The sequence below is a fragment of the Asticcacaulis sp. genome, assembly GCF_020217185.1.
Taxonomy (GTDB): Bacteria; Pseudomonadota; Alphaproteobacteria; order Caulobacterales; family Caulobacteraceae; genus Asticcacaulis.
On record NZ_JAIWNX010000132.1, the window covers coordinates 1 to 10,000 of the forward strand.

At 61.5% G+C, this 10,000-nt stretch carries 6 protein-coding genes; 2 read left to right on the plus strand and 4 right to left on the minus strand.

Features of this window, described 5'->3' with window-relative positions:
* The 3 genes from LDL37_RS06440 to putA form a co-directional block, all read right to left on the minus strand.
* On the minus strand, positions 1-1,252 hold a 1,252-nt coding region (locus LDL37_RS06440; protein ID WP_290795770.1), incomplete at its 3' end, for a TonB-dependent receptor plug domain-containing protein.
* Between the two features lie 386 nt (positions 1,253-1,638).
* Positions 1,639-1,929 (minus strand): hypothetical protein, encoded by a 291-nt coding sequence (locus LDL37_RS06445; protein ID WP_272740103.1) that lies wholly within the window; start codon positions 1,927-1,929, stop codon positions 1,639-1,641.
* Between the two features lie 296 nt (positions 1,930-2,225).
* Entirely contained in the window at positions 2,226-5,297 is a 3,072-nt protein-coding gene (gene putA, locus LDL37_RS06450; protein WP_290795771.1) for a bifunctional proline dehydrogenase/L-glutamate gamma-semialdehyde dehydrogenase PutA, read from the minus strand.
* 155 nt (positions 5,298-5,452) lie between these two features.
* On the opposite strand from putA, the gene LDL37_RS06455 reads away from it, so the two are divergent.
* Both LDL37_RS06455 and LDL37_RS06460 read left to right on the plus strand, forming a co-directional pair.
* The gene (locus LDL37_RS06455) at positions 5,453-5,908 is read left to right on the plus strand and encodes an Lrp/AsnC ligand binding domain-containing protein (RefSeq protein WP_107876575.1); all 456 of its coding nucleotides are present in this window, start codon (positions 5,453-5,455) and stop codon (positions 5,906-5,908) included.
* A 53-nt stretch (positions 5,909-5,961) separates the two neighbouring features.
* Complete coding sequence (locus LDL37_RS06460; protein ID WP_290795772.1) at positions 5,962-8,265, plus strand: glycosyltransferase 36; 2,304 nt, start codon at positions 5,962-5,964, stop codon at positions 8,263-8,265.
* A gap of 3 nt (positions 8,266-8,268) precedes the next feature.
* Here LDL37_RS06460 and LDL37_RS06465 read toward each other — a convergent pair.
* The coding region (locus LDL37_RS06465) for a beta-L-arabinofuranosidase domain-containing protein (RefSeq protein ID WP_290795773.1) at positions 8,269-10,000 on the minus strand (1,732 nt) is incomplete at its 5' end.

Sequence of the window (10,000 nt, forward strand, 5' to 3'; positions counted from 1 at the left end):
CCTTAATGCCAAGCAGACCGCGCGTATAGCGCACGTCCTGATCGACATTATAAGGGATCAGGATGATCGGATAGCTGGTGGCCTTCAGAATATTGTTGGGGTTCGACGCGCTGACGGTCGGATAGAACTGGCGCCAGCTCTCCTGACGCGAGGTGCGGCGGTTGTACATGAAGTCGCCATAGACTTCGGTGCCATTGTCGAACGTATACCCCCCCGTGAAGTTCACCGACCGGCGGGTCACCGGCGAAATGACGGTCTTCGACAGGTAACGGTCCTGCATATAGGGCGCGGTGGCGCGTGAGTTGCGCGATTCATCGGCCGTTGCGCCGGTATAGATGACGCGCTTGAGTCCGTTCGCCTGGGTCGAGTCAAAGACGTAATAGTTACCCGTATAGAGGACGCTGGCCGTCAGACCGTAGCATTTGTAGTCACCCGTCGCCGGATCGACCACGTCAGCGCGGGTGCCGTCGGCATAGGTGATGCGTTGTTGTGGGCAGGCCAGATAGTCGCGGTCACCCTGGCGCAGCGCTTCCTGCTTGTAATAGTCGAGGTTGAACAGCCCGTGGAACTTGCCTTCGTTGATCGACTGGCTCAGGCTGGCAGTATAGGTTTCACCGCCGCCGTGCTCAGGCACCGAGGCAAAGGCGCGGAAGCTGCCGCCAATCGACTTCTTCTTGGTCACGACGTTGACGACGCCGGCGATGGCGTCTGAGCCGTAGATGGCCGAGGCGCCGTCTTTCAGGATTTCGTAGCGGTCAACGATGGAAGAGGGGATGGTGTTGAGATCAACCGGTCCGACCTGACCACGCGTGCCCGCCGGGCCGACACGGTGACCGTTGATAAGGATCAGGGTGCGGTTGGCCCCGAGCCCCCGCAGCGACAGGGTGTTGACGCCCGGACCACCCGTTACGTTATAGCCGGTATAGCTATTGTCGATCTGCGAGGCGCTGGCGGCAATGGTGGAGCTTTGCAGGATGCGCGTTGTGTCCACCACGCCTTCCAACTCAGCCTTTTCGGTCGAAATGATCTGCACCGGCGAAGTCGCGTTAAATTCGGTGCGACGCAGGCGTGAACCAGTGACCACAACCTCCTGAACCGCGGTGTCCTCTGTGGCTTTGGCTTCGGCCTTATCCGCCTTTTCCTTGTCCTTGGCGGTTTGCGCCTGAACCTGCGGCACGGCCAGTACGGTCAGAGCCAGAGCGGTGCAAAGGGCTGTGCTGAGTCCATAGCGTCCGGGTATGACTTTTTTCATCTATACGCTCCAAATGTCGCCGCAGAAGGGGAGGAAGCGGCGAGAACGTATCAAATGAAAAGGATTGCCCTCTAAACGTCAATAAACTGTCGTGTAAATACCATATATGCGTCTCTGTCTATTGTAATTTTAGCATAGTATATTTCAAAATATGCTTGTTATATTCGATCGTGAAATAAATTAATTAGATAGTGTTCTTTTCGTGTTTCTTGAGTAACGGAACATCGATATTATAACATTTGAGACATTTTTCATCGATAAGGGATTGTCGGTGTAGTCACCCTGCTTGTGTAGGCGTCAGCGAAACGCCTGCCATTAGAGCGGATTTCGTTCTTATCGGAATGCGCTCTAGGCGTGGGCACGCTTGGCTGAAAGACAGATTTACCTCACGCAATCATTCGCCGCAGGACCGAGTTGCCTTTGCGCGCCGCTAACACGGCGGTGACGAACTCGCGCCGGATGGCCGGGTAGTCTATGGTCGGTGCATAGAAGCCTTGAAGCGCATGATAGATGTAGGCGTGGATGCGTGTGATGTCTTCGCCCGTCAGGTCGGGCAGGGGATCGCTGATTAATATGGCCAGCGCCCGTACCACGGCCCCTTCGGCCTCATCGTCGGTGGCATAGACGTAGAGAAGCCGGTCAAGCGCGTGTTCCAGAACCTTCAGGTCGATCATCATAGCAGGCCTCTTAGAGCCTCATGCCGAAAAGGGGCTCCGCTTTTCGGGACAACATGAGGCGTTGCAAAAGTATGAGCTATGAGGCGGCTCCAATGAGCCGACGAATGCTCAAGGACAACCTCATCCGATAAGATGAGGCTGCCCGCGACGCCGTAAATGGACAATCAGGATGACAGTGGTGGGATATAAAGGGATTTATAACCACGGATAGACACGGATACGGCCCGCCAAGGCGGGCCGTACACGGATATTCTTTTTGCTTGTCGCCTCCATCAGAGGTGATCCGTAGCTAAAAATCAGATGTCTGTTTCGGCCAGAGACAACAAGGTGGCATTGCCGCCCGCCGAAGTCGTATCGACAGAGACGGTACGTTCACTGGCAAAACGCAACAGATAGTGCGGCCCGCCCGCCTTGGGGCCGGTGCCGGACAGGCCTTCGCCGCCAAAGGGCTGCGATCCGACCACGGCGCCGATCATCGAGCGGTTGACATAGAGGTTGCCGACCCTGGCCAGAGACTTGACCCGCTCGGCGGTTTCGGCGACGCGCGAATGCAGCCCCATGGTCAGGCCATAGCCACGCGCATTGACGCGGGCGACGACGCTGTCCAGTTCACCGGCCTTCCATGTGACGACGTGCAGGATGGGGCCGAACCATTCCTGCGACAGGTCTTCGATGGCGTTGAGGCGGATCAGGGTCGGCGGAACGAAGAGGCCGGTTTTGGGGGCCTCAAGCGTATGAATCCATTGCGTTTGCATTGACTGGCGATACGCAAGTAACTTATCGTGCGCGGCGGCGTCGATGACCGGGCCGACATCGGTGCGGATAGCCGCCGGGTCGCCCAGCACCAGCGCATCCATCGCGCCTTTGAGCATATGAATAATCGTGTCGGCCACGTCTTCCTGAACGATCAGCAGGCGCAGGGCCGAGCAACGCTGACCGGCGGAGCGGAAGGCCGAGACGACCACATCGCCCACCACCTGTTCCGGCAAGGCGGTGGAATCGACGATCATGGCGTTGAGGCCGCCGGTTTCAGCAATCAGCGGCACAAGGGGGCGGCTGTCGTCGCTGAGCAGGCTGCGGGCAATGGCGCGCGCCGTAGCGGTCGAACCCGTGAAGGCGACGCCGTGGACGGCGGATGAAGCCGTCAGGGCCGCACCGACGTCGGGGCCGCCGGGCAGGAAGTGCAGCACATCGACCGGGATACCGGCCTCATGCGCCAGTTGTACGGCGCGGTAGGCGATCAGCGGTGTCTGCGGCGCGGGCTTGGCCACCACAGGGTTTCCGGCGACCAGAGCGGCGGTCACTTGCCCGATGAAAATGGCCAGCGGGAAATTCCATGGTGAAATGCAAGCAAAAGTGCCGCGGCCCGTAAGGCGCAGCTCGTTCAGCTCGCCCGTCGGCCCCGGCAGCGTCACGGGGCGGAACTGTTCGCGGGCATTGACGGCGTAGTAGCGGCAAAAATCGATAGCTTCGCGGATTTCGGCCACGGCGTCGCCGATTGTCTTGCCCGCCTCGTGCACGCACAGCCCCATCAGTTCGAGGCGGTGCGTCTCCATCAGGTCGGCTAGGCGATCCAGACAGGCGGCCCGGTCTGCGACCGGTGTCGCGGCCCAGCGATCGGCGGCGGCATCGGCGGCTTTCAGGGCGCGCGCCACATCGTCGGCGGAGGCTTCGATCACGGTACCGATGGGCTGCGACGGGTCGGCGGGGCGCACAACCGTCTTGACCGTGCCGCTGACCGCCTGACCCGACACCAGCGCCGTGGCGGCGTGAGATTTCGCGCCGATGGTGGCAATGGCGTTCAGCGTGGCGTCGAGCGTGGCCTGATCGCTGAGGTCCAGACCCTGCGAGTTGCTGCGGCCGGGGAAGAGGCCGGTGGGCAGGGGGATGGCCGGGTGCGGGCGGCCTTTGACGGCGGCGATGTGGGCGGCAGGATCGGACAAAAGCGTTTCCTCATTGACAGTTGGGTCGGCCAGTTGATGCACGAACGACGAATTGGCACCGTTTTCCAGCAGGCGGCGCACCAGATAGGCCAGCAGCTCCTTATGGCCACCAACCGGCGCATAGGTGCGGCAGTTATAGCCCAATTCGCGCACCAGACGCTCATGGAGACCTTCGCCCATGCCGTGCAGGCGCTGGAACTCAAAGTCGCGACGTTCGCCCGCCCAGTCCATGATCGTCGCCACGGTCAGGGCATTGTGGCCCGCAAAGGCTGGCCAGATGTGCGAGGCGTCCAGCATATCCTTCGCACAGGCGAGGTAGGAGACATCGGTCGCCGGTTTGCGCGTAAATAGCGGATAGTCGCTGAGGCCTTCGACCTGCGCGCGCTTGATTTCGGAATCCCAGTAGGCCCCCTTGACCAGACGCACCTTAAGGCGGTGGCCGGTCTCCTGACCGATGGCCTGTGCCCAGCCGATCAGCGGGCGGGCGCGCTTGCCATAGGCCTGCGCCGCCATGCCGAGGCCGTCCCAGCCGGACAAGGCCGGATCACGCAGCACGCCCTCGATGATGTCGAGCGAGATCATCAGACGCTCGGTCTCTTCGGCGTCGATGGTCAGGTCCATATCGTAGCCCGCAGCCTTGGCGGCCAGATGGCGGATCATCTCGATCAGTTGTGGAACGCAAGTTTCTTGATTGGCAACCTCATAACGCGGGTGCAGGGCCGACAGCTTGATCGAAATGGAATGGCCGGTTCCCTTGGGCGAACGCCCGACCGTGTCCAGCGCCTGCTCATAGGCGGCGAAGTATTTTTCGGCATCGGCAAAGGTGCGCGCCGACTCGCCCAGCATATCAAAAGAGGCGGTGAAGCCCTTGTTTTCAGGCTTGGCGGCGACATCGAGCGCTTCGTCGATGGTGCGGCCCATGACGAAGACCTCGCCCATCATCTTCATGGCGACGGCCACCCCCTGCCGGATGACGGGTTCGCCCATACGGGTGATCAGCTTTTTCAGCGTCCCGGCCTGCTGCGGGTCTTCGACCAGGGCGCGGGTGAGGATCAGGCCGAAGGTCGCCGTATTGACCAGAGCCGAACCGGATTTCGCCTTATGCGCCCGCCAGTCGGCATCGCCGATCTTGTCGCGGATCAACAGGTTGGCCGTTTCCGGATCGGGGACGCGCAGATAGGCCTCTGCCAGCGACAACAGCGCCACGCCTTCGGTCGTGTTCAGCCGGTATTCCTGAAGGAAGCGATTGACCCAGCCGGTCGATTGCGCCGCCTTGAGGTCCTGAAGGATCAGACGCGCCTGCGCCATCACGCGCTGACGTGTGGCGGTATCGAGCGTGGCGTCAGGCAGCAGGGCCGCCAGCACCTCCGGCTCAGGGGCGCGATAAAGGGCGATCATGCGGGCGCGGGCGTCGGCAGGCGTCATGGAGGCTCCGGGATGGTCGAATATGAAACTTTTTAGAGTATGCCCGGTTTATGGAAAATGTCCTTGGAATTTTACGGCTATTGGCCGAAGGATATTTATTCAATATTGCCAATTCTATGCAAATCTTCTGCACGTAACCGGATCGGGAAAACGCCATGCTGGATGAGATCGACCGCAAGATTCTGCGCCTGCTGCAAGCGGACGGGCGCATGACCAATCAGGCGCTGGCCGAGGCGGTGCACGTCTCACCGGCGGCTTGCTTTGAGCGCGTCAAGAGGCTGAAGGCCAATGGCTATATTCTGGGCACTATGGCCATTCTCGATCCGGTCAAGCTCGATCGGGCCCTGCTGATCTTCGTTGAGGTGCTGCTCGATCGCACAACCGAGGACGTGTTCGACGCCTTTCGCCACGCCGTGACGCGCCAGCCGGAAATACTGGAATGTCATATGGTGGCGGGTGGTTTCGACTATCTGATCAAGGCGCGGGTGAAGGACATGGCGGCCTATCGGCAGTTTCTGGGCGACGCGCTGGTGTCGCTGCCCGGTGTGCGTGAAACCCGCACCTATGCGGTGCTGGAAGAGGTCAAAAACGCCATAGCCCTGCCGGTTTAGCCTTCCGCCCGGCTTGACCCGACAACGTTGTCGTGTTTTGAAGCGGTATGCGCATGATCACCCTGACCCCCGATTCCTGTACCCTGACCTCGGCCACGGCCATGCCGCGTGCCTCCGGTTTTCTGTGGAACCGCAAGATGATGCTGCACGCGACCTGTCGCGGCTTCGTCACGGCTCAGCACATGCAGCCGGAACCGGCCAAATACAGCCACGCGCCGGTCGTGGAGGGCAAGACCTTCATGCTGCCGGAAACGGCGCACTACGCCCATCATCCGGGGAGGTTCGTCTATGTGCGCGATCTGGTCAGTCAGCGGCATTTCTCCGTGCCGCATGAGCCGGTGCGTCGCGCCCCAAAGACGTTTGCCTTTACGCAGCACCCGGAACGGCTGGAATGGTCGGTTGAACAGGACGATCTCGATATCCGCTGGAGTCTGGTGCTGCCTGTTGATGAGGCGGTCGAACTGTGGCGGCTGGAAATCCGCAACCGGGTGGATATAGAGCGCGCCCTGCGCATCGTGCCCTATTTCCCGGTCGGCTATATGAGCTGGATGAATCAGGGCGCGCGCTTTGATGCCGACCTGAGCGCGGTTATCGCCAGCTCGGTAACCGCCTATCAGAAGATAGACGATTACTTTAAAAACCAGCACCTTAAAGACAAGACCTTCCTTACGTGTGATCGTCTCCCGGACGCCTTTGAGACGCGGCGCGAAGACTTTGAAGGCGAGGGTGGGCTGAGCGATCCGGACATGCTGCGCGCAGGGCTCCAGGGCGGCGAGGCGCTCTATGAAACGCCCGCGGCAGTGCTGCAATTCGATCAGACGCTGGAGGCCAATGAAACTCAGGTCTGGCATTTCGTCTTCGGTCCGGCCTTTGATGAGGCCGAGGTGGCGCGCCTGAAAGCCGCCTATCTGGGGGCTGAGGCCTTTGAGCGGGTCTGTGGTGAGGCGCGCGCCTATGTCGAACAGGGACGCGGCGTGTTGGCCATCGAAACGCCGGATTCGCATTTCGACGCCTTTATGAACCGCTGGCTGGCGCGGCAGGTCTATTATCACGGCGACACCAACCGCCTGACCACCGATCCGCAGACGCGCAACTATCTTCAGGATGCGCTGGGCATGGTGTTTGTGCGCCCGCAAAGCGCCAGAGAGGCGCTGCTCTATGCCCTCTCGAAGCAAAACGCCGACGGTTCGATGCCTGATGGCATCAAGCTCTATGACGGGGCGCAGTTCAGCTACATCAATCAGGTGCCGCATACGGACCATTGTGTGTGGCTGTTTATCCTGCTCGAAGCCTATCTCGATGAGACCGACGACTATGCGCTGCTGGACGCCGAGGTCGATGGTCAAAGCGTGCGGGCGCGGCTGGAGGCGGCGCTGCGCTGGCTGCTCAAGACCCGTGACCATCGCCGGCTGAGCTATATTGATCAGGGCGACTGGAACGACCCGATGAATATGGTCGGCTGGAAGGGCAAGGGGGTCTCCGGCTGGCTGACCCTCGCCGTGGCCTATGCCCTGCGCCTGTGGGTGCGTCTGTCGGGTGAGACGCAGCCCTGGGCGGCCGAGGCCGAGGCGATGAACGCCGCCATGAATACGCATCTGTGGGACGGCGACTGGTTCGGGCGGGGGATTACCGACGACGATGTGGCCTTTGGCATCAAGCGCGATCCGGAGGGGCGGCTGTACCTCAATCCGCAGAGCTTTGCCCTTCTGTCGGGCGCGGCCTCGGAAGCGCAGGCCGAGCGCATGGTGCAGGCCGTGGCGGCGGAACTGGAGACGCCCTATGGCGTCGAAATGCTGGGCCCACCCTATACAAAAATGCGCGAAGATGTCGGGCGTCTGACGCAAAAATCACCCGGCGTGGCGGAAAACGGCTCGGTCTATAACCACGCGGCGGCGTTTTATATCTATAGCCTGACGCAGGTGAAGAAGGGTGAAAAAGCCTTTGAACTGATGCGTAAAATGCTCGCCGGTGTCGATGAGGCCGACTATGTGCAGCGCGGTCAGTTTCCGGTCTTCATCCCCAACTATTACCGCGGTGATTTCCATGCCCATCCGCGCACGGCGGGGCGGTCTTCGCAGTTGTTCAACACTGGCACCGTGGCTTGGGTCTATCGCAGCCTGATCGAGGGCCTGTTCGGCCTGAAAGGCACACGCGAGGGCTTAAGCGTGCAGCCCTGTCTGCCCGCACACTGGACGGAGGCCAGGGCGACGCGGTTGTTTAGGGGCTCGACCTACCACGTCACCTATCGCCGGGGCGGCACTCCGGGCCTGACCCTCAATGGTCAGCCCGTTGTGGGCGATGTGCTGCCCTTGCCTGAACAGCCGGGGGTGTTTGAGGTTGAGGTCGGTCTTCCCTGAGCCTTACACCTTCGCGGCGCGCAAAATCCGCGCCTCATAGACATAAGACCACTGATCGCGGTCAGCCTCGAAGCGCACCCGCACCTTGCTCTTGCCCGCCGTCAACGCCGGGGGCAGGGGGTAGGTGATGATATTGCGCGCCACCGTCGCCTCGCCGGCCAGAGTCTCGGTCGCCAGCACCTGACCTTCGACCAGAAGACGGAAGGATTTGTTGCGGTCGCGCCCGGCATAGGCGACCTGTAGCACCAGCGGCCCTTCGGCGGTTTTCAGATCAAAGGCCAGATAGCCTTTTTGAATCAACCGTCCGCGTTCAGCGATATGGGTGATGGTCGCCGTATTGGGCGTGCCGTCGAAGGCGTGGTCGGTTTCCGGCTGCTGCTCACCCAGCCGAATGAAATCGACGGTACGCGCGGCCATATCGGCGCGGTCCTTCGCCGCCTGACGCCACACGGCCTCTTCACCAACCCATTCCGCGCTGCCGAAACGGCGGAAATAGACGGCGGTGCGGTTGCGGTGTTGCAGGAAAAAAGGCTTCAGGCTGAGGTCGCCCGGCTTGCCCTGCGTCCCCAGTCGATACTGATGCAGGCCCCCGGCGGCGACCAGTTGGGGTGCGGTCTCATCGGACACCAGCGCCGGATCGACGCCTTCCCACGGCTGATCCGACGGGCCAAGATCACCGGCCAGCACCAGCGGCCCGCTGAGGAAGGCGATCAGTTTGGCATCGTCCGGCATGGCTTCGACGCGCAAAGGCATGGGCAGACGCAGTTCAATACGGTCGCCGCTTTTCAGCCCCGTGAGCCGCAGATAACCGCCCTGACGCACACCCGCCGCCTTGCCGTTCACCCTGAGCACGGGGGCCGCGCACCAGCCCGGCACGCGCAGGGCGAGCGCTTTGGGGGCCTTGCGCACCGTAATCACCACCTGATCGGACAGGGGGAAGGCAGTGTCCATATCGAGTTGCGCTTGGGGCGCGTTGAGCGTCGAGGCGTAATAGAGGTTCACCGCCACGCCATCGCCGCGCTTCCAGTATATGCTTTCACCATGCTTGGAATGGCTTTCCATGCCCGACCCGACGCAGCACCAGAAGTCGTTGGTCGGGTCCGAATGCACGCGCCCAAGCCCCGAAGCCAGTCCGGTGAAATAGGTGAACATGCCCGTTTGCGGGTCTTGCTGGCTCATGATGTGGTTGAGGTGGGCCCGCTCATAGAAGTCAAACAGGGCCGCTTCCCCGCTCCAGCCATAGAGATGGCGCGTCAGGCGCAGCATATTGTAGCTGTTGCACGCCTCGCAGGTCTGCTGATCGAGGCGGTTGGCCAGTTGCCGGGGCGCGCCGAAATGTTCGTGGTCGGAATTGCCGCCGATGACGTAGGAATGGTCGCGCGTGACGGTCTGCCAGAAAAAGCGCGCGATGCGGGCGTCTTCGGCGTTTTGCGTCAGCTCGTAAAGGCGGGCGGAGCCGACGATCTTGGGGATCTGCGTATTGGCGTGCTTGCCGGCCAGTTCGTCGCGCCCGGCGGCCAGCGGATCGACAATGGCGCGGTGACGCAGGCGCTGCGACAGGGTGAGCCAGCGCGGGTTTTGCGTTCGCGCATAGAGTTCGGCATAGGATTCGGTCAGGCCGCCATGTTCGGCGCGTAGAATTTCCTGAATCTGCGCGTCGCTCAGGCCTTCGAGAATGGTTCCCAGATAGTCGCCTAGCCCCGTCGCGACGCTCAGGCCATCGGTCAATCCGGCG